Source organism: Paenarthrobacter sp. TE4293 (genome assembly GCF_050435325.1).
Classification (GTDB): domain Bacteria; phylum Actinomycetota; class Actinomycetes; order Actinomycetales; family Micrococcaceae; genus Arthrobacter; species Arthrobacter nitroguajacolicus_C.
Genome location: NZ_JBNJRY010000005.1, coordinates 256,891 through 280,158, shown reverse-complemented (window position 1 = coordinate 280,158; position 23,268 = coordinate 256,891). Strand labels below are relative to the sequence as shown.

Here is a 23,268-nt window from a genome sequence, read left to right as displayed (position 1 = left end):
ACAGGGCAGGGCGGGCAAACTGTTCCAAAAACAGCGGGTTCACACCCAGCGGATCACCACCGGAAGGTCGCCGGCGATCGCTGAGACTTCCCTTTCGGTTCCGTCCACGGCTACGGCAAAGTGTTGCAGCTCCTCCATGGACGCGGGGACTTCGAAGTGCCCGGTGGCGTCGCTCCTGGCGGCTGACGCGGACGAGTGGGCGTGGATGTACGCATCAGGGATTCCCTTGTTGTGGACATCAACCAGGCGTCCCTGGATCCTGCGGCCCGTGCTGGAATTGGGGCCGGAGGTGAGTCGTTCGGGTGCCTCCGATGGTTCGTCGAAGCCCAGGGAAACCGGCACGCACACCAAGAACCCCAGGCCCTGGGAGGAAACGTCGGACTGCTCGGCTCGTGTCATGTCGCCCTTGGAAACCACGGCGTAATCCCCATGCAGCTCAACTGCCAGCAGGAGCCGTTCCATGAGGTCCAGCTGCTGCGGTCCATGGCATTGGACCGACACACGCAATTCCAGCTCCAGGACAGGCCCGTTGTGCCGGGACCGCCCCACCCGGGTGAGGGACGAAGCGCGGACGGTGACCGGAGCGTCCGGCGGGGGAACAACGGCAACCGGGGACCCGTCGTCGAACCTTAGCCGCTGTGGAGCGGCGGCCTCCGCGAGTACCAGCAGAAGGTCGGACAGTGAAGAACGAACAAGGCCCACGGCAGAACCCCAGCCGGACGGAATCCACTAAATCAACTGGAACAAGGCTACTCCCGCCGTCCGCCGTGATCGAGTTTTTGCACAAAAGACTCCCGCGCCGGGGTCAGGTCAGGCCCGGAACGCCGTCGGTGATCGTGAAGGACTTTTTGGTGCTGACCGCGGCACCCGGCGTGGTGACGTAATCCAGTACCCGGAAGTCCGCCGTCAGGGCGTCCTTGGTAATGCGCGTGTTCACATAGCCACGGTTGTCGTTGTAGAACTTCAGGTGCGGGTTCCAGGCCATGGTCGGGTCCGTAGTGGATCCAGTGCCATCACCGGTGGAGGTAATGGACGTGCACACCAGTTCCGAACCGACCACAGGCGCTGCCGGGTCCTTGTAGTCCACCTTGAGGTCGGTGGCCCAGTGGCGGTGGACGTCACCGGTCAGCACGACGGCGTTGCGCACCTTGGCGTCCACCCAGCCTTGGGTGATGCGGCGGCGGGACGCGGCATAGCCGTCCCAGCCATCCATGGAAACGTCATCGATGTTCGGCGCCTTGTCGCGGTCCCGTTCGGCGAAGAATACCTGCTGGCCCAGAATGTCCCAACGCTGCGTGGAGTTCCGGAAGCCGTCCAGCAGCCACTTCTCCTGCTCGGCGCCGGTGATGGTCCGGTTCTCGTCCCAACGCCCTGCAACGTTCTTCTGCCAGCCGTCGCCGGCGAGCTGGTCGTCACGGTACTGCCGGGTGTCCATCATGTGGAAGTTGGCCAGCTGCCCCCACTGGATGGTGCGGTAGATCTTCATGTCGAACCCAGCCGGAACCGACGACGAACGCAGCGGCATGTTCTCGTAGTACGCCTGGAACGCAGCTGAACGGCGCTGCCTGAAATGCTCCGTGGTGTCGTTGAGTTGGCCGGCGTCGCTGTTCTCAGGGATGTCGTCCGCCCAGTTGTTGTCCACCTCATGGTCGTCCCACACCACCAGCCACGGCGCGATGGCGTGCGCAGCCTGAAGATCGGCGTCGGCTTTGTATTGGGCGTGCCGCTGGCGGTAGCCCGCGAGGCTGACGGTTTCCGGCCCCTCATGATCGCGGGGGTTCCCGCCGCCGATCACGTAGCTGTCCTTTTTGTACTCGTAGAGGTAGTCGCCAAGGTGGAGCACCAGGTCCGGGTGGTCCTCGGCCAGGCGCTTGTACGCAGTGAAATAGCCGTGCTCGTACTGGGCGCAACTGGCGAACGCCATGGCCAGGGCAGCGGGGGTCTCGCCGGGTGCCGGACTGGTCAGCGTCCGCCCCACCTCGCTCAGGTGCCGACCGGTGCGGAAACGGTAGAAGTACTCCCGCCCCGGCTTGAGGCCCTTGAGCTCGACGTGCACCGAGTGGGCGGTTTCAATCCTGGCATGTTCGACGCCGCGGGCTACTACCCGGCGCATCGCCGGGTCCTCTGCGACTTCCCAGGCCACGGCGACGTTGCGCGACGGCATGCTCCCCAGTCCGTCCTCGGCCACGGGGTTCACCGCCAAGCGGGTCCAGATGACAACACCGTCGGGCCATGGTTCGCCCGACGCGATGCCGAGCGTGAAGGGGTCGGTGCGTAGACCGGCGTCGTCCGCTGTTGAAACCGCGACGGCGGGACTCGCCACGGCGGTGCCCGGCAACGCTGCTGACACGCCGGCGACGAGTCCGGCCCCGAGGCCGGCTGAGATGAGGGATCTACGGGAGATGTTTTCCATGGGATCGACCCTAGGAAGCCCGGGTTGACTGGATTCAAGGGTGATGTGAATGAGTGGTTAATTGTGTGACAAAAGGTGTTACCCCTGCCTGAAGCGGTGCCGGCTGCCCTGATGGCTCGTCTATGCTCAGTTCATGACGACGGCGGACAGCCCTCAGCGGCCCGGTACGGTGACGTTCTCGGTGGTGCTGATGTACATCGGCGGCATCGCCCAAATCATCCTGGGAATCTTGACGATCTTCCTTCGCTACACACCGGAGGCCCAGTCCGGCGGCGCAGCCTTTCCGATCACGCTGCTGGGCGCCGGGATGATCCTGTTCGGCCTGTTGGTGATCGGCTTGGCCTCAGGGGTGGCGCGCGGGAGCGAGGCCGGCCGTCGCGGCGCAACCGCGGTCATGCTGCTCGGCCTGGCATTTGCCGTGCTGGACCTCATCATTGCCGGAGACGGGGATTGGTCAGCTGTCATCGTCCAGTCACTGGCCACGATAGCCGTGGTGGTACCGCTGTGGGTGCGACGAGGACGCCGCTACTTCGATGCCCGGGGGTGAAGAGCTTCCTGGGCGTCCCTGTACGCTACGCGTCGGTGGACGAAGCGGACGATCTCTATGAGAGCAATACAGGCCACCGAAGTACCCAGGACCAGTAAAGCCGTGGGCAGGGTTGGGTCGGTGAACTGCAGGAAGTCCCGGGCTATCGGCACGGAATAGACCAGGACGAGTCCGATCATCATCGCGCCGATCACCAGGCCCTTGAAACGCGTCACGGGACGGGAGAGCACCACCAGGATCCAGATGCCAATGATCGCCAGGATGAGGGTCGACCCGGTCCGGATCTCCGCTTCGGGGATCGTTATGTTTGCGGCGAGCCGGGCGTAGGAGGCAAGTCCCAACGTCACGGCCACGCCGGCCGGTACCGCGAAGGTCAAGGATCGCCGCAGGAAACCGGGAATGTAGCGCTGGGCGTTGGGCAACAAGGCCAGGAAGAACGCCGGAATGCCGATGGTCAGGCCGTCAGTCACGCTCAGTTGCCGGGGAAGGAACGGGAACGGCAGCAAGAGGATGCCAAAGGAGATGGCCAGGAATGTGGCGTAGGCGGTCTTCGTGAGGAACAGCATGGAGACGCGCTCAATGTTGGCGATGACCTGCCTGCCCTCTGCCACCACGCTGGGCAGATGCGAGAATTTCCCGTCGAGGAGTACCAGCCGGGCCACAGCTTTGGTGGCGGCGGCACCGGAATTCATGGCCACCCCGATGTCGGCTTCCTTGATGGCCAGGGCATCGTTCACGCCGTCGCCGGTCATGGCCACGGTGTGGCCCGCCGACTTCAACGCCACCACAATGCGTTTCTTCTCGTCCGGAGTGACCCGGCCGAAAACCACGTTGTTCTTGATGGCTTCCAGGAATTCCTGGTCATCGTCCGGCAACTCCCGGGCGTCAAAGCCATGAGGGGCATCCAAGCCGACTTCCCGGGCGATCGCGGCTACCGTCTGCGGGTTATCACCCGAGATGATCCGGACATCCACATCCTGGGCGGCGAAGTACCTGAGCGTCTCCGCTGCGTCGGGGCGGATATTCTCGCGGAACGTCAACAAGGCCACGGGGACGGCATCGGCCGGCACGGTCTCGTCGGTGGTTGGAGTGCCGTGGGCCAGGACCAGCGTGCGGCGACCGGTGGTGGCCAACTCCGCGGCCTGGGTGGCGAGCTGCCCGCGCATGGGGTCGGTGGAACTGCGTCCCGGGAAGACCATTTCGGGACCACCCAGGATCCACATGCCGTCGTCGAAAATTACCGCGCTCCACTTGCGCGCTGACGAGAAGGGAACCCGGTCGATCGGCGGATGCGCCGGGGGCGGAGTGGTGAAGTGCCCTGCAAGGCTGCGGGCGGTTGCGTTGGCGTCGTTTTGCACTCCGTACCAGGAGAGTATGGACTCCCAACCAGGACGCTGGGTCAGGGAGTGGGCGGCGTCGAAAACAATGTCGCCTTGGGTGAGGGTACCGGTTTTGTCCAGGCAGATGATGTCGACGCGTGCCAGGCCCTCGACAGCCGGAAGCTCCTGGACCAGCACCTGCTGACGGGCCAGCTTCACTGCCCCCACAGCGAAGGTAATGCTGGTCATGAGCACCAGCCCCAGCGGCACCATGGCGACGACGGAGGCGATGGTCGCCGTCGCTGCGTCCCGCCAGGCGCCACTTGCGGAAGCCTCCGCCCACCCGCCCTGGGCCATCATCTGGGCGTTCAAAACCAGCAACGCCACGGGACCCACGAACCAGGTCACCCACTTCAGGACGCGATCGATTGAGGATCGAAGTTCCGAAGCCACCAGGGAGAAGCGCTTGGCCTCGGCCGCGAGCGAGTTCGCAAAGGAATCCGCCCCCACCCGGTCCACCCCCGCGGTGCCTTCCCCGGCGACCACCACCGATCCGGACAGGACGCGGTCGCCGTCGACCTTCTCCACGGCGTCGGATTCCCCGGTCAGCATGGACTCGTCCACTTGGAGTCCCCGTGAGCCGGTCACCATGCCGTCGGCAGGCACTTGATCGCCGGCCCTCAGGACAAGGGTGTCGTCCAGCACCACATCGTCCAAGCCGATGTCTGCCTCGGAGCCGTCCCTCATCACCCGCGCATGCGGCGCGTTCAGCAGTGCCAGCCGGTCCAAGGCCCGTTTTGCCCGGTATTCCTGGACGCTGCCAATGACTGCGTTGGCGATGGCACTGAAACCAAACAGGGCATCCTGCCAGCGGCCAATCGCGAAAAGGACGATGAAGCAGGCCAGGATGATGCCGTTGAAGAGCGTCAGAACGTTGGCGCGGACGATGCTCCAGACGCTGCGGCTGGTGTCCTGGACGAACGCGTTGGTTTGTCCGGCGGCGATCCTCTCAGCCACCTCGGCCGTAGTGAGTCCTTGCGAGGCCGTCCTTTGCTGGACGGCAGCACCTGGGTGGTCCTTCTCGTGTGGCACTCATGCCCCCGTTGTTGAGATGGTTCAAAGATTGTCATCGAACGGTGGTGCGATGGGATCGAGTATGCCAGCCGCCGGGCGTTAAGTCGCCGTCGTCAGCGTTGCCACGGCGTCAGCCTCGGCCACCACCCAGGAACGTTGCGACGGTAGGCGAGGTATTGCTCCCCGTAGGTCTCCGTGAGGGTAGGTTCCTCGTACCCCTTCACGAAAGCCACCACAGCGGTCAAAGCAATCACCGCGTATATGACCAGTCCCCAGCTGGCGAACAGCAGGGCCTGGCCGAGAATGATGCTGAGGACCGCGAGGTACATCGGATTCCGCACGAATCTGTAGACTCCCGTCACCACCAGGGTTTCTGTCGGGGCAATCGGCGCGGGCGTCCCCCGATGCAGGGCGAACAATGCGAAGGCGTGCAGGAGGAAAACTACTCCTGCAGCGATGGCTACCCAGGAAAGCGGAACCACGAACCAGGCCGTGCTGCCCCAGTCGTGCCCACGCCAGCCGGTGACAAGCCAAGGGATGAGGCCTGCGACCACGCCGGGGGCCATGAAGAGGAACACGATGGTCCCGATCCATGCGCGTGCTGGCGATTTTGCCTGGGCCATGGGCGACAGAATAGTCCGGTTGCTCCGGGTGCGCGAGGGGAGATGGCAGCCCCGCCGGGCGCCAATTCCGGGCACCCTCCCGCCCGCGCCGCAGCAGGACTAGGATGGCCGGCATCCACGAGCAGGCCCGGGACCACTTACCCCAAGGAGCATAACCATGGGAATCCTTTCCCTTGACCTTTTCATCACTCTCGACGGCGTGTACCAAGCGCCAGGCGGTCCAGACGAGGATCCGTCGGGAGGCTTCGAGTTCGGCGGCTGGCAGGCGGCGTATTCAGACGAAGAGGCCGGCGCCGCGATCGTCGCAGGAATCGACCGCATGGATGCGCTGTTGCTCGGCCGCAAGACCTACGACATCTTCGCGGGTTTTTGGCCCCACCAAAGCGACCATATTGCCGACACGTTCAACGCCCTGCCAAAGTTCGTGGTGTCGCGAACCCTGACCGATCCGGGCTGGGAAGGAACCACGGCGCTGGCGGAAGTGTCGGAGGTTGCCGCGCTGAAGGACGAGTACAAAGACATCCATGTCATCGGCAGCGGCGACCTCGCCCGGTCATTGCTTGAAGCCGACCTCGTTGACCGGCTGAACCTCTACCTCTATCCACTCACCTTCGGATCGGGCAAACGCTTGTTTGCGGACGGCACCGGCGTGCCCGCCGCATTCCGGGTGGCGCAGCCGCCGCAAGCATTCCCGAATGGCGCCGTTCTACTCGCCTACGACCGCGCCGGTGATCCGGTCACGGGCATTGATATAAGCCAGACGTAGCCGCGGCCGCACTACCGCGCAGGCTCGGCACGCTGGTGCTCCCGGCGGAATTGGCTCGGTGAACGGCCGGTCTTCTTGGTGAAGAGCCGGCTGAAGTAGGCGGGATCCTCGTAGCCGGCGAGTGAAGCGATCCTTTGAACGGGCAGGGCAGTGTCTGCCAGGAGTGACTGGGCGCGCGATATCCGCAGCTGGATCATGAGCTCCTTGGGACCCACCCCGGTGGCTGCTTGCACTGAATGCCGCAGCTCAGGAACCGAGACCTGCAGGGAGTCTGCCAGTTGGGAGAGGCTCAGCGGGAGATGGGCTGTCTCGCTGAGCCTGGCGAGCAGTTGGTCATCGTCCCTCCCCGCTTCCTGGGGCCCTTTGTTCCGCTGCATGCCGGCTCCAACCAGCACGCGCTGGCTGAGAACGGAAGCATCCAGGTCACCGTGCGTTCCGCTTGCTGAGAGAGCTGAACGCAGCAGCGGGAAAAGTCCAAGTACGTCCGCAAGGCCCGACGTCGACGAATCATCAAGCAACAGCATCGGGTGCTCGCGCGTAAAGCACCCCATTTCCTGCATGGCTCTTGCCATCGGTCCCGTGAACAGCAGCCAATGTTCCTTCCATCCCCGGGGCCCAGGCCCGTACCCGTGGCTTACGCCTGGAAAGAGCCAGATAACCGCGGGAGCACGAACCTCGTACCGCCTGCCATCCACAGCGAAGTGACCGGATCCTTCGGAGACCAGCACCACGGCGTGGCTGCTGAGGGTCCGGTCGGCAAAGGACGGCAGCAGACCGCTTTGTTCACCAGCGCCCAGGCACGCCAAGCCAAGGTCCCGGAGGGGAGGGGCGGGATGCCGGTAGGTTGACCAATCGTCCATGGACCTCAATGCTGCCCGGCCCCACTCGCCAAGACAAGCCACACAAAAGTCCAAGTGATAGAAACCGGAGTCCATTCACTTCACCTAAAGCCACTGCCAATCTGGACACTATGTTGACTTCGAATGGCTACGTCCTGGACGAATCGGATTCCCGTTTGGCCGAGCTGGAACCGGTACCCCCTACTGAACGCGCAGATCGTGACGCACTGTGGTCACGACTCCGCCGCGACGGTTACCTCTACTTGAAGGGACAGCTCAATCCGGACCAGCTGCTGGACTTCCGCACGTTCTACTTTGCTTCTCTGGGCGAAGCCAACGTGTACCAGGCAGGAACGGATCCGCGTGAAGGGATTGCGGCGCCGGGAGAAGTGGACCGTGCTGCGCTGCGCCGGGGCCTCTTCGACCGCATCGTTCCGGGACCGGAGTATCAAGCACTGTGTACTGCACAGGGGATTGCCGGCTGGTTTGCCTGGTTCCTCGAAGATGACGTCCATCTGCACCGGCGGAAAATCATTCGCCACACCAAACCCGGAGAGGGCGGCATCGGCACGGCCACGCAGGCCCACTACGACCTCGTCTATCTCCGCGAGGGCAGCGACCGCGTCCTCTCCATGTGGATTCCGTTGGGTGATTGCCCGCGGGAGCGGGGCGGTTTGGCCTACCTCGAGGGCAGCCACCACTGGGTGATGGCCGAGGAGCGTGAAGGAACTCTGAAGAAGCCGGCCGCCTCCATCACCGCGGATCTCCCTGGGCTGGCGGAGGAACGTGACGCCCGGTGGCTGGTGACGGACTACGAGGTGGGCGATGTGGTGGTCCATTCAGCGCATATCGTCCACGCCGCCTTGGACAATGTGGACCGCGGCGGGACCATGCGCCTGTCCACCGATATCCGCTACCAGCGCCTGAGCGAACCTATCGATTGGCGTTGGCAGGACCATTGGAATGACGACGACGGCCTCTAACCGCCCGCCGTTACTTCGCCTGAAGGACGGCATCGCCCCACCACGCCATGGTTGCCGCCGTGGCTTCGGCCAAAGGAGTCGGCTCAAGGCCGAGGAGCCGCTGGCTGACCGAGGAATCCATGACGAACGGACGCTCGAACTGGTACAGCAATTCGACCAGCTCGCGCATGTCCGTTGAAAAGACGCCCGCCACCCGCAGCACCCATCCGGGCACGGCGCCCACTTTGGGTGCAGCAACGCCTGCGGCTGATGCGTGTGCGGCGGCCATTTCGCCTTGGGTGACGGCCGGGCCGGTGGGGGCATGCAGCACCGTATTCCAGAGTTCCGGCTTTTGCGCTGCCGCAATCATGGCGGCGGCGAGGTCCGGGACGTAGGTGAACGAGTGCGACTGGCGTGCGCTCCCGATGAACTGCACTGCCTTGCCCGCCAGGATGGGGGCCACCATCCGCTCCCCGGCGTGGGCCATCTTCACCCGCGGGCCAAAGAAGTCGCCTGCCACAACGCTTACGGTGTCGGCCGCATGCGCTTGCCGGGCCGCCAGCAAGGCGGTCCGGATGCCGCGCTTGCCGCCGGTTGCGGCCCGTGGACTGGCTTCGGTCATGACGTTGTCAGGCTCGCTGTACGAGTAGAGGCTTTCGGGGAAGACGACGACGGCGCCCGCGGCTGCCGCTGCATCCATCACCACTTGCTCGGCGTGGGGGAGTTCGGCGGCCCAGGCTGATGCCCGGTAGGCCGATCCGTGGATGCAGTGGAAAACGGCGGTTGCGCCCTGAATCGCCTCATTCAGCTGCGCAGGATCCGAGACGTCCGCCCGAACCCGTTCAACGAGCGGATGCTCTGGACCGCTGCCCGAGCGTGTCAGGACCCGTACCTTGTGTCCTGCATCGGCGAGTTGTTCGGCGATGGTGTATCCGACGGGTCCTGCTCCGGTGACGACGTACATGCTGGGCCTTCCTTCGTTTTGGTGGAATCAAAAGCGAGAGCACTGCTCTCTCAATCAGCATAAACTGCCGCAGAATGAATGTCAAGAGCAGCGCTCTCGTTTGTTGCCAGCGCTCTCTGTTGTGGCAAGCTGGTGTGCATGACGTCCGTCGAATCCACCCGGGTCAAACCCCCGACGCCGCGAGAACGTGCCCGCACGCAAACCATCGCCGACATCGTTCGCCTCGGCCGTGAGCATCTGGCCCTTCACGGCGCTGCGGCCTTGTCCCTTCGCGCCGTCGCCAGGGATCTGGGAGTCGTGTCCTCGGCCGTCTATCGCTATGTCGAGAACCGCGACGAGCTCCTCACGCTCCTGCTGATTGACGGCTACAACGAGCTCGGCGACGAGGTCGACGCAGCCGTGGACTCCGTCCCGGAGAGTGACTTCGCGGGGCAATTCAGGGCATTGGCCACAGCCGTCCGGGCGTGGGCCATCCGTGAACCGGCCAGCTACGCCCTGCTGTTCGGCAGCCCCGTCCCCGGGTATCAGGCTCCCGGCGAGCGCACCACCGTTCCTGGAACGCGCGTCATCGTCCGACTCGTCCACATTTTCGATGCCGCCTTCCGGGCAGGTGCCCTGGACGCCGAGGTGAGTCCCGGCGTCGTAATTCCCGAGGGACTGGCCGCAGACCTGGCTGCCATTCGGACCGAGATGAATCTTGCGGCCCCCGACGCTTCACTGGCTCGCGGTGTTTTGGTCTGGACGTCGCTGTTCGGGGCCGTCAGCTTCGAGGTCTTTGGCCAGTATGGCCCGGATACGTTCAAGGCCCGCGAGGAGCTCTTTGGGCATCAGCTGAGCGTCCTTCAGGGCGTCGTGGGGCTCCAAGGCTAGGGCGCTACAGTATTCAGATGGTTCGAGGGCTGGCGGATATCGGTGCGGAGGGCGTCCTGCTCGCCGGTGCCGGACGCGCCATTCTCCTGCAAATCGCCGACCCCAAGGTGGGGCACGGCGTAGCTGAGCACAGTAATTTCGCGGAGCGCCCCATGGACAGGCTCCGCGCCACCATGACCTACGTCTATGCGGTGGTGTACGGCTCCGAGGAGCAGTTGAGGTCCGTTCGCCGCGCCGTCAATCGCGCCCATGCACCGGTCCGCCGCGGGCCCGACGGCGCCTCCAGGGGGTACAACGCGTTCGACGCCGAGTCCCAACTCTGGGTGGTCGCCACTCTTTACGACACGGCTGTCACCGTCTATGAGCAGGTCCATGGAACGCTCGACGACGGTACGGCCGACCGTATCTACCGCGAGTATGCGCGGATCGGGACAGCCCTGCAGCTTCCGGCGGACATGTGGCCGGCTGACCGCGCCGCCTTCGCAGTGTATTGGGACGCCCACGTGCACGGACTCCAGCCGGACGATAAAGCGCTGGGCGTGGCCCGGGACCTGCTCTACCCGGCAGGTGGGCCGCAGCTCTTGCGCCTGGCCATGCCGCTGGCGCGTTTCCTGACCGCAGGCCTGTTGCCCGATCACCTGCGCGAAGGCTTCGGTTTTGAATGGAGCGCGGGGCACGCGCGCCGCTTCGAGCGGACCATGCGCCTGATGGGCCGGGTATATCCCCGGCTGCCACAGCGGATCCGGCATTGGCCCCGAGACCACTACCTGCGCCGGCTTGTTGCGGAACCCAGGGTGCCGCATGCGTAGCTCCACCTCGGTGGAAGAATCCATTGATGCCCTCGCCCACCGATATCTGGACAATGCACGTGGTGGGCGCGCCCGGGCGGGGCTCACCGAGTTTGTGGTGTTCGGGCTGAAACAGGCATGGGCGTGTGTGTTCGGTGCTGCGTTGCTCGCGGTGATCATCGCCGCCCGCCTCTGGTACCCGGATGACGCCGCGCTTGCCCGGAACGACTTCCTGACCATCGCCGCCGTCGTTATCCAGGTTCTGATGATCAGCTTCAAACTGGAAACGCTGCGGGAACTGAGGGTGATCCTGCTGTTCCACGTGGTGGGCACCGTGATGGAGTTGTTCAAAACGGACGTCGGCTCATGGGCTTACGAGGCCGAGGGTTTCCTCCGTATCGGGGCCGTGCCGTTGTTCAGCGGTTTCATGTACGCCGCCGTGGGTTCCTATATGGTGCGCGTGTTCCGGCTGTTCGACCTTCGCTTTGACCGCTACCCCCGGCGATGGATCACGGCCATTGTGGCGGGCGCGATCTACCTCAATTTCTTCTCTCACCACTACATCGTCGACTTGCGCTGGGTGCTGCTCGCCGCCGTCGTGCTTGTCTATGGACGGTGTGTGATGCACTTCCGGGTGTTCCGCCGTCGCTTCAAGATGCCCATCCTGGTGTCTTTCCTGCTGGTGGCGCTGTTCATTTGGTTCGCCGAAAACATCGGCACGTGGTCCCGCGCCTGGCTGTACCCGAACCAGCTGAACGGCTGGCAGGCGGTCTCCATCGACAAACTGCTGGCGTGGTTCCTGCTGATGATCATCTCGGTGGTGCTGGTGGCGTGGGTGTACAAGCCGGAGCCGTTGGATGCTGCTGGCGCCGCCGAGGTCCCTAAGCTTCGCCGCGTAGCGCCTTGACGGACGCGCGCCGGGCGAGCAGTAAGGGCTCGACGTCGGACACGCGGGCTAGGTTGAAGGGTTGACTTGGGGGGGGTGCGTTGGGCGTCAATCACGATGCCGAACCCGCCCGCCCGCGCAGCCGGCCGCCGGCCAGGAGTTGGTTCCGGGCCAGAGCGTGAAATCTGCCGGGAGGGGGATCCCGAGAACCCCATCGCGTCAGTCTGGCAGTTCACCGTCGGCGAAACCAACCCCTCAGGCCCGTGATTTCAACGAATTCCTTTTGCCACAAGTCAGACTTGAGTCAACTTGACTCAACTTTGGATTGACTTAAATCTGAGGCTGAGTACAGTTGAGTGCAGAACGCTCAACTAGCCGATTGTTGAGCAGGCTTCCGGCACGTAGACCGCCCAGCGGACCGCTGCCAACGGCAATCTCCAACATCGGCCATTGAAAGGAAACAAGATATGTCACGTGCAGTAGGTATCGACCTCGGAACCACCAACTCCGTGGTCTCTGTTCTCGAAGGTGGCGAGCCCACCGTTATCGCCAACGCCGAAGGCGGCCGCACCACGCCGTCGGTCGTTGCGTTCTCCAAGTCCGGCGAGGTCCTGGTCGGCGAAATCGCCAAGCGCCAGGCCGTCAACAACATCGACCGCACCATCGCTTCCGTCAAGCGCCACATGGGCACCGACTGGAACGTCGCCATCGATGACAAGAAGTACACGCCGCAGGAAATCTCCGCGCGTATCCTCATGAAGCTCAAGAACGACGCCGAGAGCTACCTGGGCGAAAAGGTCACCGACGCTGTGATCACCGTTCCGGCCTACTTCAACGACGCCGAGCGCCAGTCCACCAAGGAAGCCGGCGAAATCGCAGGCCTCAACGTCCTCCGCATTGTCAACGAGCCCACTGCGGCTGCACTGGCTTACGGCCTGGACAAGGGCAAGGAAGATGAACTCATCCTGGTCTTCGACCTCGGTGGCGGAACCTTCGACGTCTCCCTCCTCGAGGTGGGCAAGGACGAAGACAACTTCTCCACCATCCAGGTCCGCGCAACCGCCGGTGACAACCGCCTCGGTGGCGACGACTGGGACAACCGCATCGTCGAGTGGCTCCTGAGCCAGCTCAAGGTCAAGGGCATCGACCTCTCCAAGGACAAGATCGCCCTCCAGCGTCTGCGTGAAGCTGCAGAGCAGGCCAAGAAGGAATTGTCCTCCTCCACCAGCACCAACATCTCCCTCCAGTACCTGTCCGTCACCCCCGACGGCCCGGTCCACCTGGATGAGCAGCTGACCCGTGCCAAGTTCCAGGACCTGACCAAGGACTTGCTGGACCGCACCAAGAAGCCGTTCCAGGACGTCATTGCAGAAGCCGGCATCAAGGTTTCCGACATCGATCACATCGTCCTCGTCGGTGGCTCCACCCGTATGCCTGCTGTCTCCGAGCTCGTCAAGGAACTCGCTGGCGGCAAGGAGCCCAACAAGGGCGTCAACCCGGACGAAGTTGTGGCCGTTGGTGCCGCACTGCAGGCCGGCGTCCTCAAGGGCGAGCGCAAGGACGTTCTCCTGATCGACGTCACCCCGCTGTCCCTTGGCATCGAAACCAAGGGTGGCGTCATGACGCACCTCATCGAGCGCAACACGGCAATCCCCACCAAGCGTTCCGAGACCTTCACCACCGCTGACGACAACCAGCCGTCCGTGGCCATCCAGGTCTTCCAGGGCGAGCGTGAATTCACCCGCGACAACAAGCCGCTGGGCACGTTCGAACTGACCGGTATCGCTCCGGCACCGCGTGGTGTCCCGCAGGTCGAGGTCACCTTCGACATCGACGCCAACGGCATCGTCCACGTGTCCGCCAAGGACAAGGGCACCGGCAAGGAACAGTCCATGACCATCACCGGTGGCACTGCACTGTCCAAGGACGACATCGACCGCATGGTCCGTGAAGCCGAAGAGCACGCTGCTGAGGACAAGGCCCGCCGCGAAGCTACGGACACCCGTAACTCCGCCGAGCAGCTCGCCTACTCCGTGGACAAGCTGATCGCCGACAACGACGACAAGCTGCCCGAAGAGGTCAAGACCGAGGTGAAGGCCGACGTCGACGCCCTCAAGTCCGCGCTGGAAGGCACCGACGACGCCGCCGTGAAGACTGCGTTCGAGAAGCTCCAGGCTTCCCAGACAAAGCTCGGCGAAGCCATCTACTCGCAGGCCGCCGCAGCTGACGCTCCGGGTGCCGGTGCAGAAGGTGCTCCCGCCGGTGAAAAGGCTGCTGACGAAGAAGACATCGTCGACGCCGAAATCATCGACGAAGACGAAGCGAAGAAGTAGCCATGCCTCACCACGGCAACGAAGCAGAGCACTCTGAAGGCAACGAGCCGCGCAAGCCCGTTATTCGCGACAACCGCAAGGTTGACCCGGAGACCGGCGAAGCTCGTCAGCCTGAAAGCGAAGCTGCGGCTCCCACCGAAGGCAACGCCGCTCCCACGGACGGCGACGCCCTCTCCCAGGCTGAGGAAATCCTCAACGGGGTAGAGGTGCCGGCTGAAGAGTCGGTAGCCTCCGGTGCCGCGGCTGAAGCCCAGGCTGCCGAGCTCCGCAACGACCTCCTCCGCCTTCAGGCTGAGTACGTCAACTACCGCAAGCGCGTCGAACGCGACCGCGCCGTAGCAGGAGAGATGGCCGTCATCGGCGTCCTGAACTCCCTGCTCCCGGTGCTGGACGACGTCGATGCAGCACGCCAGCACGGTGACCTCGACGGCGGCCCCTTCGCCGCCATCGCCGCCAAGTTGGAGAACGCGTTGAAGACGTACGGACTGGAGCGCATCGCGGATACGGGAGTCGAATTCGACCCCACCATCCACGAGGCACTCATCCAGCAGCCCGGCGAGGACATCGAGGTTGACACGGTCAGCCAGGTGCTGCGCTCCGGATACCGCTCAGGTGAGCGGGTCCTGCGTGCAGCCCAGGTCATCGTTGCGGTTCCGGCGTAACTAGAAGACGCTTCACCGGATATGGGGCGGTGCCCGCTTCGCGGTGCCCTCCACACCGCCGCCCCATATCCGGTTTCGCGTCGGTTGTAAGCTCGCCAGAGGCGCGATGACTGCGGCCGCACGTTTTTATTGACTTGAAAGGAAACGCTCTTGGCCAGCCAGGACTGGGTTGAAAAGGATTTTTACGCGATCCTTGGTATCGCCAAGGACGCGTCCGACGCGGATATTAAGAAGGCTTACCGCAAGCTGGCGCGGCAGTACCACCCTGATACCAACTCCGGGGATGCTGCTGCGGAGAAGAAGTTCAAGGACATTTCCGAGGCTTACTCGGTGTTGTCGAGTCCTGAGGACCGGCAGCAGTATGACGCCATCCGCGCCATGGGCGGTGCCCGGTTCGCTCCGGGTGCTGGAGCCGGACGCGGTGGCGCCGGGGCCAACGGCGGGTTCGAGGACCTGTTCGGTGGCTTGTTTGGTGGCGGCCCGGGTGCCCGCCAGCCCGCAGGTGGCGGCATTCCTCCGGAATTCGCTGACCTGTTTGGCGGCGGCTTCGGCGGTGCCGGCCAGACCGGCTTCCAGCGGGCCCCGCAGAAGGGGTCGGACCGGACGGCCACCTCGTCCATCTCGTTTGCCGGCTCGATCAAGGGCACCACGGTGAGCCTGCGTGAGAGCAACGGCAACGTCATCGACGTCAAGATTCCCGCAGGCATCAAGGATGGACAGAAAGTCCGCCAGCGCGGCAAGGGCAATGCTGGTCCGGCCGGCAATGGCGACCTCATCATTACGGTGAACGTGAAGCCGCACGACTTCTTCCACCGGGATGGCGACAACATCCGCATCCACGTACCGGTCACGTTCGCGGAGGCGGCGCTGGGCGCCACCATCGAGGTTCCAACGCTCGACGGCGACACCGTCAAGGTGCGCGTCCCGGCCGGGACACCGTCGGGTCGCACCCTCCGGGTCAAGGGCCGCGGCGTGAAAACGTCCAAGGCAACCGGCGACCTGCTGGTGACCATCGACGTCGCGGTTCCGCAGAACCTGAACAAGGAAGCGGAGGAAGCTGTGAAGGCGTTCGCTGCCGCCACCACCGACGCCAACCCGCGTCACGACCTGGCCGCAAAGGCCCGGTTGTAAGGAGGCGGTCATGGCAATCGACGTCAACCAGCCGATCTTTGTCATCTCCGTCGCTGCGGAGCTTGCAGACATGCATCCGCAGACGTTGCGCCAGTACGACCGCCTGGGCATCGTCTCGCCCAGCCGTGCACCCGGCAAGTCCCGCCGCTACTCACAGAATGACGTCAATAAACTGCGGGAGGTCCAGCGCCTCTCGCAGTCCGGCGTCTCGCTTGAGGGCATCAAGCGCATCCTCGACCTCGAAAACCAGGTGGCGGCGCTGCAGTACCGCGTAGCTGAACTGACCGAGGAACTGACCCGCCGCCGCACACCGGTGGATGCACGCATCTTCGCCGCTGGTGCGGCCGGCGACGTCGTCAGCCTGGCCCGCGGGCAGCGGCCCCGGGCGAGGTCGCAAGCTGTCGTGGTGTGGCGGCCACGGTCGGGGGATTAGCCGGAGCTAAGCCCGGGTTCGGTCCCAGCTGACCACCACGCGGGCAGCGCCGCCTTCAGTGCGCTCCACATTGGTCACGATCTGCGATTCTGAAGCACCCATGTCCCGGATCTGCTGACGGTAGTTCTCGACGTGCTCCTGCAGTGATTCCTCAGTCCATTCGCCCGGCCGCATCCGCGTGGAGATCTCCACCGGCTCTTCGCGGACCAGGATCTCTTCAGGTTGCTCGGGCTGTTCGGGCTGCGAAGGTTCGGGGTTTGGAGCCTGCGGAGCAAGCATCCGGACGGCGAAAGCTCCGCCGGCGATTCCGGCAACGAGGCCTGCTGCGATGAGCCAGATGGTGCGGCCGGGACCGCGCCGTGTGGAACCGGCACCGGTGAGTTCTGCTGCCTTGGTGGAGTTTCGTCGTGCCATGGGGAGTTCAACTTTCCGGTCGGCGTTCGGGAGTCCGTGCGTTGGTGGGCCTCAACCCGCCACTCCATCGTAAGCATGCTGGGAACCCCTGGTAAGTCGCGGCCGCCCAGTGCCACGCTCCGCCCCGGCTCCCATCATCGGGAACCGGGGCGGAGCCATGACCGAAGTACCTCAGCCGGCCAGCTGCTGAAGCGCGAACTCGACATCGACGTCGTCGTCCATTTGCTTCACGATCCGACCCGTTTCGTCCACGTCGTTATATCCGGCGTGGCTTCGGGTTTCCGCGGATTCTCCCAGCAGGGCTGCGTTGGACCGCTGGTATAGCTCAAGCCAAACGACGCCCGGTACAGGCAGGCCGTTCACCTGCGCGTCGGCGATGCGCCGCGTGCGTGCTGCGAGGCGTGCCGCCACCGTGGCCTCATCGGCGGGGGAGGCGCTGACTGTTACGGCACCGGGTGCCTGAACCGAAACCCGGACCTGGCTTGAGTCCAGCTCCGGGACCGAATCAAGGGCCTGCAACAACTCCGGTGCACTGACGTTGGCGACGGTGATGTCCACGGTTCGGCGTTCAAGAATAATGTCCCGCAGCGCCGGTATGAGGAGCGCTGACAGGCGGCCGGCACCATCAACGACGACGATGGGACCGGTTTCGTCGTAACCCACCGGTTCGGTGGGAAGGCTCAGCGGATGCTTGTGGATCATCTGGAGCAGGCCCAGTCCGTGAACTTCGGCAGCCAGGAGGGCATCGCGGGCTGCTGGGACTTCGCCGGCCGTGGCGCCCGATGCGACCAGCAGTCGCTCTAGGATCAGGCGGCATTCACGGACCGACATAGCTGCCTTGCCGGGTGGGGGTGTCAGTTTGGAATCGCTCATTGTTTAGTCCTCCGGTTCTGCGGGAAACAGCCAGTCCTGGCCGGACCCGCTGGCGATCTCTGCGGGTGTGGGAGCGCCGTGGAACAGGACTCCCACAACGCCAACCGGCCCGTCTTCCTTGGTTTTGTCCAAGCCGTAAAAGGCGCTGTTGAAGAGACGAATGATGTGGGCAGGGTTGAAGTGCTCATCACGGGTGTTCGCCCGGACGGTGTGATAGGCGGTGTCCCGCAAGGCAAGCAGTCGTTCGATGGTGACGCGGTACTCAGGGAACTGCCGGGCAACTGAACCTGCGGTCGTGGCCGGGTCCATGTCGCGGAGAAGGGGGACCAGTTGCTGCAGCTTCTCGGGCAGGTCCAGCGTCATGTCGTCGAAAACCGTGGGAAGGTCCTTGAGCGGTCCGCGGCGGGGTTCTTCGGCATTGGCGGACTTGTACCAACCGAAGTGCAGCGCTGACGGGTCATCCAGGTCCACCGACGTTGCCCAGCCGTAGTCCTTGGCGATGACGTCCAGGAGTTCACCGGCAGGCGTGGCCGGTGATGCCGGGGCATGCTCTTCCACGGTGATCAGGCTGGGCATATTCTGCGGCGCCGGGAGCAGTTCCATCAACAGGGCGCACAGGATCTCCTGTGTTTCGGAAGTGAAGTCCGTGGCCTCCTGATAGATGGAGTCGAGCAGGTTGCCAGGCTCCCCGGAGATTTCCCTCAATGCCGCCAGCCGGGAACGGAGTTCGGCGAGTTCGGAACTCACCAGTTGCGCCGCGGGCTGAAAGGTGTAGCGCATCCGGTCTTTGGCTTTGTAACTGACGGCGCGTTCCAACAGTGAGTCGAGTCGGTCCAATTCGGGTGAGTCTGCGGCAAGGACCATGTCCCGTGCCTCCGCCAGGCTCGATTCCCGCAAGGTGATCCAGCGGTCCACCATCTGCGGATGGTTCTTGGCGAACAGCACCAAGCCAAGTCCGGAGGCGTTGCCAAGGCCGAGGAAGCGACGGAATTCAGGGCTTAACCCAACAGCATCCGGGCCTTGGGCCGCGGCCATGTGTTCCGCCAGATCCAGGCTGAATTCACGCATCAGGTATGACGTGAGCATTTGCGCGTGGTACGGCGTCCGTAGCGGGTGGTCGGCTTCGTAGGCGGCGAACGACCGTGTACCGAAGGTTCCGTTCCCGTCAAGGCCGGTGTTGCGCATGAGGTAGCAAACAGCACCGAGCACCCTTGCTGGTGGTTGTTCGCCCCGGGACAAGGCCTCAACAGTGAGGTCGAAGGCCCGCATGCTGCGGTTGGCCCGGCACCAAATCAAGGTTCCCGGCGCGGCTCGTCCGCCGTAAAGCTTGGGCAGCTCACGCTTGGTCTGCTCAATGCGTTCGTCGCCTGCGGCGCCTTCAATGAGTGCACCCATCATGTCCCAATGACTGCCGATGATCCGGTCGGTACGTTCAACGCCCTCCTTGGGCGCGTTGGAGAACACCACGAACTCAAAGGACCAGTCGTCGTTGACGGCCACGTGGTAGCGGGCGTTGCCCTGTCCTGCAGCATCGATAGTGAATTCCGCGCGGGAGATAACCCAGCGCTCCTGGACCATCCTGGTGATCAGCGTCCGGCTGGCGCTGAAGCGCGTAGGCTGCAGCGCGCCCAGCGCATCGGGTGTCATGACGACCCCCGGATCCCTCAATTGCATCATTCCTGCTCCATTCAATGACTGTGTGGTGTGCCCGGACGTGCGGGCAAGATTGAGAACGTACGTCTACGCATACGTGACGTTGTTCAGCATACACATACATCAAATCCTGCGATAGGGCGGATTTATGCCAAAAGAGGCAATGTTGAAAGATGGGTCTTGTATCTGTGTCGCAGCGCACGTATGCTCCTGACAAATGGAAAATACACCAGCCCTCGAAGAACAGTCCGCTCAGAAGTCCGCAACCCGGACTCTCAGCTCAGCCAGCCGGGCCCTCGGCCTGCTCGAAGCAATCGCGGAGCATCGCCGTCCCGTCAAGCCGCCCACATTGTCCCGGCAACTGGGCTGGTCAAGGGCTACGTTGCACCAGCACTTGGTCACTTTCGTGAATGCAGGATGGCTGGAGCAACTCGACGATGGGTCGTACCGTTTGTCCATGCGGGCAAGCCGCGTGGGCCGGGCTGCCATGGAGCAGTCCAGCATCGGCGAGCGGGTCCTGCCGCTCATGCGCCAACTCACGGAAGCCACCAGGGAGTCAACGTTCCTGGCAGTTCTCGACGGGGATGCTGCCCACATCGTCGAACGCATGGAACCGCGCCGGCGCATCCGTGCCGACATCAGCTCGGAAATGAGCTGGGCGCTGGACGACAGCGCGTCGGGACGCGTGCTGACAGCGTTCGCCGATCCCGCCGTCGTCGATGAATTGAGGGCCGCGGGCGCAAAACTCTCCACACAAACCGAACTTGCCCGCGTACGCCGCAACGGTTACGCCGTTTCGGCGCGGGAACCCGACGACGAAGACATGATCACGGCCGTTGCCGTCCCGCTGATGGACGATCGCGGCTACTGCGTTGCCGCACTCGGCGTCCTGGGACCCGAAGAGCGCCTGGATATCGAGGACGTGGCGCGCAGGCTCCAAGCCGGCGCTGACAACCTCCATGCGCTGTGGCATCCAGCCAACTAGTACAAACCAGAGGAACTACCAGACCATGAAAACACCCGACACTATCTACGTCGACGGGATGGAAAGCGGCAGCTTCGATTCCGGGACGCTGAGGACCATCCGGTCCGGGCTCGTCGACTGTATTACGGTCACGTGCGGTTTTTGGGACGACGCCCTTGAATCCTTGGACTCCATTGCGAAATGGCGTGAACTCATCGAAGAAAACAGTGATGTTGCCGGTCTTGCCCGCAATGCCGATGACATCCGGCGGCTGAGGTCCGAGAACCGCACAGCGGTACTGCTGGGCTTCCAGAACACGTCGTCCCTGCAGGGCCGCATCCGCTTTGTGCGGTTGTTCGCCGAACTGGGCGTGCGCGTCTTCCAGCTGACCTACAACAACCAGAACGACGTCGGATCCAGCTGCTACGAGCCCGGCGACGCAGGACTTACCAGGTTCGGCTACGAAGTGGTGGGCGAACTCAACAACAACGGAATTTTGGTGGACCTCTCGCATGTGGGGGAGCGGACGTGCAAAGACGCAATTGCCGCATCCGCCAAGCCAGTGGCCATCACCCACGCCAATGCAGCGAGCCTCTACGCCCACCCTCGCAATGTTTCGGACAGCACCATCAAGGAATTGGCAGCGCGTGGCGGAGTCATCGGCTGCGCGCTCTACCCCAACCTCGCCGGCCCGGAATACAGCAAGTCGCTGGACACCTGGTGCGACATGGTCCTCAAGACGGCGGACATAGCCGGAATCGAGCATGTGGGGATCGGCTCGGATCTGGGTGGGAGCACCACCGACGCGGATCTGGCATGGATGAGGCAGGGCCGTTGGACCAGGAAAGCGAACTACGGTGCCGCCTCGGCATCAGCCCCCGGCGACGACGATCCCCAGTGGTTCACCTCCATGGAGTCGTTCGCCGGAATCGCTGACGGCCTTGCCGGACGCGGACTCAACTCTTCGGAAGTTTCCGCCGTGATGGGTGGAAACTGGATGCGTCTTTACAGCGAGGTCATGGCATGAGCGCCGTATCAACCACCAAACCCGTAGGCGCCACTGCGCCCCGCAAGGTCATTCCTCTACGCCGTCCCGGACGGATTGTCTCAGCCATCATCATCCTGGTCCTGGTTGCCCAGGGCATCCTGGTCCTGTTCACCAACCCCAACTTCGAATGGGACGTGGTAGCCAGTTACATCTTCGCACCGCCCATCATGCAAGGCCTCTGGCTGACACTCTGGCTGACTGTGGTGGCCATGGTGCTCGGCATCGCCCTCGGTGTGGTGCTCGCGATTATGCGCCTTTCGTCCAATCCCGTCGCTTCCTACACCGCATGGGCCTTTGTTTGGTTCTTCCGTGGAACACCGCTGCTGGTGCAGTTGGTCTTCTGGTACAACCTGGCGGTGCTCTTCCCGGCCATCAATTTGGGTATCCCGTTCGGTGGCCCGGTGTTCGCCAGCCTTGATGCGAACAAGATCATCACCCCGATCGTCGCAAGCCTCCTGGGCTTGGTGCTCAACGAGGCCGCCTACATGGCAGAAATTGTGCGATCCGGCATCACCGCCGTAGACAAGGGCCAGGTGGAAGCGGCGAGTGCACTCGGCATGAACCGGGCCAAAACGCTCCGCCGGATCATCCTGCCACAGGCATCCCGGGTGATGATCCCGCCGGCAGGCAACGAGACCATCACCATGCTCAAGAGCACTTCCCTGGTGAGCGTGGTAGCCGTGGCGGACCTGATGTACCAAGTCAACCTCATCTCCGCGCAAACGTTCCAGACCATCCCGCTGCTCATCGTGGCCAGCCTCTGGTATCTCCTGGCAACCTCGGTACTGTCCGTCGGCCAGTCCCGTTTGGAACGGAAGTTCGGCCGCAGCGACCAGCAGATCTCCGGCCGGACGAACAAATTCACGCAGCTGCTCAACACGCGGCGTCTCTTGAAGGCAGGCAACCGATGAACGCCCTCCCCATGGTCCAGGTCAGTGATGTCCACAAGCACTACGGCGACTTCCACGTCCTCAACGGCATCAACCTTGCACTCAACGCCGGCGAAGTGATGTGCGTGGTGGGACCCTCGGGATCCGGTAAGTCCACCATGCTGCGCTGCATCAACCACCTGGAGAAGATCGACGCCGGGACCATCCACGTAGACGGTGAACTCGTCGGGTACCGCGAACGCAACGGCAATCTCCATGAAATGAAGGACAAGGACGTTTGCCGGCAGCGCGCCGACGTCGGAATGGTTTTCCAAAAGTTCAACCTGTTCGCCCACATGACCGCCCTCGAAAACATCATGGAAGCACCCATGCAGGTCCGGGGCAGGAAGCGCACCGAAGTACGCGCCGACGCGCTGGAGCTCCTTGAACGTGTTGGCTTGGGCAACAAGAGCGGCAACTACCCCGGCCAGCTCTCCGGGGGCCAGCAGCAGCGTGTTGCTATTGCCCGGGCGTTGGCCATGCGGCCGAAAGTCATGCTCTTTGACGAACCAACGTCCGCGCTGGACCCCGAGTTGGTTGGTGAGGTCCTGGATGTCATGCGCGAGCTGGCGGCATCCGGAATGACCATGGCCGTTGTCACGCACGAGATGGCGTTCGCCAAGGAAGTGGGAAACTCCCTGGTCTTCATGGACGGTGGCACCGTCATCGAAAGCGGCAACCCACGCGATGTTTTGAACAACCCGCAGCACCCCCGAACACAGGCTTTTCTTTCCAAGGTCCTCTAACAGGACCCACCCTGCATTTCCCCACCCACCA

Annotated in this window: 23 protein-coding genes; 14 read left to right on the top strand and 9 right to left on the bottom strand. The window is 63.6% G+C overall.

All coding sequences use genetic code 11. The features are described 5' to 3' along the window. Positions 1–39 precede the first annotated feature (39 nt). Complete coding sequence (locus QF015_RS12415; protein ID WP_310210892.1) at positions 40–702, bottom strand: hypothetical protein; 663 nt, start codon at positions 700–702, stop codon at positions 40–42. 103 nt (positions 703–805) lie between these two features. Then, on the bottom strand, positions 806–2,413 hold the full coding sequence (locus QF015_RS12410) for an alkaline phosphatase D family protein (RefSeq protein ID WP_429389355.1): 1,608 nt from the start codon (positions 2,411–2,413) through the stop codon (positions 806–808). A 133-nt stretch (positions 2,414–2,546) separates the two neighbouring features. Here QF015_RS12410 and QF015_RS12405 point away from each other — a divergent pair, with 133 nt between their 5' ends. Beyond that, on the top strand, positions 2,547–2,960 hold the full coding sequence (locus QF015_RS12405) for a hypothetical protein (protein WP_310210887.1): 414 nt from the start codon (positions 2,547–2,549) through the stop codon (positions 2,958–2,960). Here QF015_RS12405 and QF015_RS12400 read toward each other — a convergent pair. Together QF015_RS12400 and QF015_RS12395 are read right to left on the bottom strand one after the other, a co-directional pair. After that, on the bottom strand, positions 2,939–5,371 hold the full coding sequence (locus QF015_RS12400) for an HAD-IC family P-type ATPase (RefSeq protein WP_429389353.1): 2,433 nt from the start codon (positions 5,369–5,371) through the stop codon (positions 2,939–2,941). The genes QF015_RS12405 and QF015_RS12400 overlap by 22 nt on opposite strands. Positions 5,372–5,466: 95 nt before the next feature. Further along, the gene (locus tag QF015_RS12395) at positions 5,467–5,976 is read right to left on the bottom strand and encodes a methyltransferase family protein (RefSeq protein WP_429389351.1); all 510 of its coding nucleotides are present in this window, start codon (positions 5,974–5,976) and stop codon (positions 5,467–5,469) included. 157 nt (positions 5,977–6,133) lie between these two features. On the opposite strand from QF015_RS12395, the gene QF015_RS12390 reads away from it, so the two are divergent. Further along, on the top strand, positions 6,134–6,742 hold the full coding sequence (locus QF015_RS12390; protein ID WP_310210878.1) for a dihydrofolate reductase family protein: 609 nt from the start codon (positions 6,134–6,136) through the stop codon (positions 6,740–6,742). Between the two features lie 11 nt (positions 6,743–6,753). Here QF015_RS12390 and QF015_RS12385 read toward each other — a convergent pair whose 3' ends face one another. Continuing rightward, entirely contained in the window at positions 6,754–7,602 is an 849-nt protein-coding gene (locus tag QF015_RS12385; RefSeq protein WP_429389348.1) for a helix-turn-helix domain-containing protein, read from the bottom strand. Positions 7,603–7,712: 110 nt separating this feature from the next. On the opposite strand from QF015_RS12385, the gene QF015_RS12380 reads away from it, so the two are divergent. Further along, entirely contained in the window at positions 7,713–8,564 is an 852-nt protein-coding gene (locus QF015_RS12380; RefSeq protein WP_429389346.1) for a phytanoyl-CoA dioxygenase family protein, read from the top strand. A gap of 10 nt (positions 8,565–8,574) precedes the next feature. Here QF015_RS12380 and QF015_RS12375 read toward each other — a convergent pair whose 3' ends face one another. Then, positions 8,575–9,507 carry an NAD-dependent epimerase/dehydratase family protein gene (locus QF015_RS12375; RefSeq protein WP_429389344.1) on the bottom strand — a complete coding sequence of 311 codons (933 nt, stop codon included), beginning with the start codon at positions 9,505–9,507 and terminating at the stop codon, positions 8,575–8,577. 138 nt (positions 9,508–9,645) lie between these two features. Here QF015_RS12375 and QF015_RS12370 point away from each other — a divergent pair, with 138 nt between their 5' ends. From QF015_RS12370 to QF015_RS12340, 7 genes are all read left to right on the top strand, one after another. Beyond that, entirely contained in the window at positions 9,646–10,377 is a 732-nt protein-coding gene (locus QF015_RS12370) for a TetR/AcrR family transcriptional regulator (protein WP_429389342.1), read from the top strand. A 17-nt stretch (positions 10,378–10,394) separates the two neighbouring features. Beyond that, complete coding sequence (locus tag QF015_RS12365) at positions 10,395–11,186, top strand: oxygenase MpaB family protein (protein WP_429389340.1); 792 nt, start codon at positions 10,395–10,397, stop codon at positions 11,184–11,186. After that, positions 11,179–12,072, top strand: a complete 894-nt coding sequence (locus tag QF015_RS12360; RefSeq protein WP_310210858.1) for a DUF817 domain-containing protein — start codon at positions 11,179–11,181, stop codon at positions 12,070–12,072. Before QF015_RS12365 ends, QF015_RS12360 begins: the two co-directional genes overlap by 8 nt. A 446-nt stretch (positions 12,073–12,518) precedes the next feature. Further along, entirely contained in the window at positions 12,519–14,384 is a 1,866-nt protein-coding gene (gene dnaK / locus QF015_RS12355) for a molecular chaperone DnaK (protein WP_310210855.1), read from the top strand. A gap of 2 nt (positions 14,385–14,386) precedes the next feature. Further along, the gene (locus QF015_RS12350; RefSeq protein WP_310210852.1) at positions 14,387–15,046 is read left to right on the top strand and encodes a nucleotide exchange factor GrpE; all 660 of its coding nucleotides are present in this window, start codon (positions 14,387–14,389) and stop codon (positions 15,044–15,046) included. Positions 15,047–15,196: 150 nt separating this feature from the next. Next, a complete protein-coding gene (locus tag QF015_RS12345; RefSeq protein ID WP_310210848.1) occupies positions 15,197–16,177 on the top strand; it encodes a DnaJ C-terminal domain-containing protein in 981 nt (326 codons plus the stop codon). Between the two features lie 10 nt (positions 16,178–16,187). After that, positions 16,188–16,610 (top strand): heat shock protein transcriptional repressor HspR, encoded by a 423-nt coding sequence (locus QF015_RS12340; RefSeq protein WP_429389336.1) that lies wholly within the window; start codon positions 16,188–16,190, stop codon positions 16,608–16,610. A gap of 6 nt (positions 16,611–16,616) precedes the next feature. On the opposite strand, the gene QF015_RS12335 is transcribed toward QF015_RS12340, so the two are convergent. The 3 genes from QF015_RS12335 to QF015_RS12325 form a co-directional block, all read right to left on the bottom strand. Next, positions 16,617–17,024, bottom strand: coding sequence for a hypothetical protein (locus tag QF015_RS12335; RefSeq protein ID WP_429389334.1), 408 nt, complete (start codon positions 17,022–17,024; stop codon positions 16,617–16,619). A 171-nt stretch (positions 17,025–17,195) separates the two neighbouring features. Beyond that, positions 17,196–17,897, bottom strand: a complete 702-nt coding sequence (locus tag QF015_RS12330) for a hypothetical protein (protein ID WP_429389332.1) — start codon at positions 17,895–17,897, stop codon at positions 17,196–17,198. 3 nt (positions 17,898–17,900) lie between these two features. Next, positions 17,901–19,574 (bottom strand): hypothetical protein, encoded by a 1,674-nt coding sequence (locus QF015_RS12325; RefSeq protein WP_429389330.1) that lies wholly within the window; start codon positions 19,572–19,574, stop codon positions 17,901–17,903. Between the two features lie 193 nt (positions 19,575–19,767). On the opposite strand from QF015_RS12325, the gene QF015_RS12320 reads away from it, so the two are divergent. Genes QF015_RS12320 through QF015_RS12305 form a run of 4 tightly spaced genes read left to right on the top strand, consistent with a single transcriptional unit; the run spans position 19,768 to position 23,237 of the window. Then, positions 19,768–20,535: an IclR family transcriptional regulator gene (locus tag QF015_RS12320; RefSeq protein WP_310210834.1), complete on the top strand. Its 768-nt coding sequence runs from the start codon at positions 19,768–19,770 to the stop codon at positions 20,533–20,535. Positions 20,536–20,560: 25 nt separating this feature from the next. Next, positions 20,561–21,541, top strand: coding sequence for a dipeptidase (locus QF015_RS12315; protein WP_310210831.1), 981 nt, complete (start codon positions 20,561–20,563; stop codon positions 21,539–21,541). Next, positions 21,538–22,473 carry an amino acid ABC transporter permease gene (locus tag QF015_RS12310; RefSeq protein ID WP_310210828.1) on the top strand — a complete coding sequence of 312 codons (936 nt, stop codon included), beginning with the start codon at positions 21,538–21,540 and terminating at the stop codon, positions 22,471–22,473. Before QF015_RS12315 ends, QF015_RS12310 begins: the two co-directional genes overlap by 4 nt. Then, positions 22,470–23,237, top strand: coding sequence for an amino acid ABC transporter ATP-binding protein (locus QF015_RS12305; protein ID WP_310210822.1), 768 nt, complete (start codon positions 22,470–22,472; stop codon positions 23,235–23,237). Before QF015_RS12310 ends, QF015_RS12305 begins: the two co-directional genes overlap by 4 nt. The last annotated feature ends 31 nt before the right edge of the window (positions 23,238–23,268 follow it).